At 64.7% G+C, this 1,943-nt stretch carries 2 protein-coding genes; both read right to left on the reverse strand.

Features of this window, described 5'->3' with window-relative positions:
* Window positions 1–73: 73 nt before the first annotated feature.
* Window positions 74–877, reverse strand: coding sequence for an IS21-like element helper ATPase IstB (gene istB / locus ACCD11_RS28290; RefSeq protein WP_413316445.1), 804 nt, complete (start codon window positions 875–877; stop codon window positions 74–76).
* Window positions 867–1,943, reverse strand: a 1,077-nt coding sequence (gene istA, locus ACCD11_RS28295) for an IS21 family transposase (protein WP_413316447.1), incomplete at its 5' end; no start/stop codon positions are given. The genes istA and istB, both read right to left, overlap by 11 nt.

Raw genomic sequence — 1,943 nt, forward strand, 5'->3', positions numbered from 1 at the left:
TGTTGATTTCCATGGAATCCTGACCCACGATTTCCATCGAATATTGACCCACCCTCTTTGCGAGCCAGCCGGCTCACGGTGTGGATAAGTTTTTGGGTTTCTCCTTCTTTGGTTGGACTGCCTGAACGGGTTGAGCCGAGCTGTGCTTGAAGCGGAAGCTGTCGTTTCCGGTCTCCAGAATATGGCAGTGATGCGTGAGCCGGTCCAGCAGCGCCGTCGTCATCTTCGCGTCGCCGAAGACGCTGGCCCACTCGCTGAAGCTCAGGTTGGTGGTGATCACGACGCTCGTGCGTTCGTAGAGCTTGGACAGCAGATGGAACAACAGCGCACCACCTGAGGCGCTGAATGGCAGGTAGCCCAGTTCGTCGAGCACCACCATGTCCGCGTACATCAGCCGATGCGCGATGTGGCCAGGGTTGCCACTGGCCTTCTCCTGCTCGAGTGCGTTGACCAGTTCTACCGTCGAGAAGAAGCGTACCCGGCGGTGATGGTGTTCGATGGCCTGCACACCCAGCGCTGTCGCGATATGGGTCTTGCCCGTACCCGGCCCGCCCACGAGCACCACGTTCTGCGCGTCGTCCATGAACTCGCACCGATGCAGTTGGCGAACCAGGGCTTCATTGATCTCGCTGTTGGCGAAGTCGAAGCCGGCGAGGTCCCGGTAGGCTGGGAAGCGGGCCAGCTTCAACTGATAGGCCACCGAGCGCACCTCCCGTTCGGCCGTCTCGGCCTTGAGCAACTGCGAGAGCATCGGCTGCGCGGCCTCGAAGGCCGGCGATCCTTGCTCGGCCAGCTCCGCCACGGCTTGGGCCATGCCGTGCATCTTGAGTTCGCGCAGCATGATCACGATCGCGCCGCTGGCTGGGTCATGTCGCATGGCGCACCTCCTGGCAGCTCACCCAGTTGCGCGACCTGCTGGCGGCGCAGGCGCGCCCCCTGAGTGTGTCGTAGCGAAGCACATCGGCCTTCGGCTCGTTCACCAAGCGCAGCGCCTGCGGCGCCGTGACGGGCGCCGGCGCAATGGGCTTGGCATCGAGCAGGCGATGCAACACGTTCAACACATGGGTCTTGCTGGCCACGCCGGCTTCCAGCGCCAGCTCGACCGCGGTCAACACGGCCTGCTCGTCATGGTGCAGCACCAGCGCCAGGATCTCCACCATCTCGCGGTCGCCGCCTGGTTGCTTCATCAGCGCGGCCTGCAGCCGCCTGAAGCCTTGCGGCAGCTCGCTGAACGGCGCTCCGTTCCTGAGCGCTCCTGGCTTGCGTTGCAGCACTGCCAGGTAGTGCCTCCAGTCGTAGACGGTATGACCCGCGGTGTCGTGGCGACGGTCAATGATGCGCTTGTGCTCGCACACGATCTGGCCCTCGGCCGCTACCACCAGGCGCTCGGCATACACACGAAGACTCACCGGCCGGTTCGCGTAGGAGGCCGGCACGCTGTAGCGGTTGCGCTCGAAGTGCACCAGGCAGGTGGGCGAGACACGCTTGGTGTGCTCGACGAAACCATCGAAGGGCCTGGGCACCGGCATGAGCAGCGCACGCTCCTGCGCCCAGACCTCGGCGATGGTGCCTGGCAGCTTGCCGTGGGCGATCTCGCCCCACAGCGCCTTGCAGCGCTCCTCCAGCCAGTCGTTGAGCAGCGCCAGCGTGGCAAACGCAGGCACGGGCTGCCACAGCCGGTGCCGCGCATCGCGCACGTTCTTCTCCACCTGCCCCTTCTCCCAGCCGGAGGCCGGGTTGCAGAACTCGGCCTCGAACAGGTAGTGGCTGACCATGGCGCCGAAGCGCGCGTTGATGTCTCGCTCCTTGCCGCGGCGTACCTTGTCAACGGCCGTCTTCATGTTGTCGTAGATGCCTCGTCGCGGTACGCCGCCGAGCACCTCGAAGGCCCGGTTGTGTGCATCGAACAGCATCTCGTGGGTCTGCAGCAGGTAGGCGCGCAC

The organism is Variovorax sp. Varisp36 (assembly GCF_047304235.1).
Lineage (GTDB): Bacteria > Pseudomonadota > Gammaproteobacteria > Burkholderiales > Burkholderiaceae_C > Variovorax.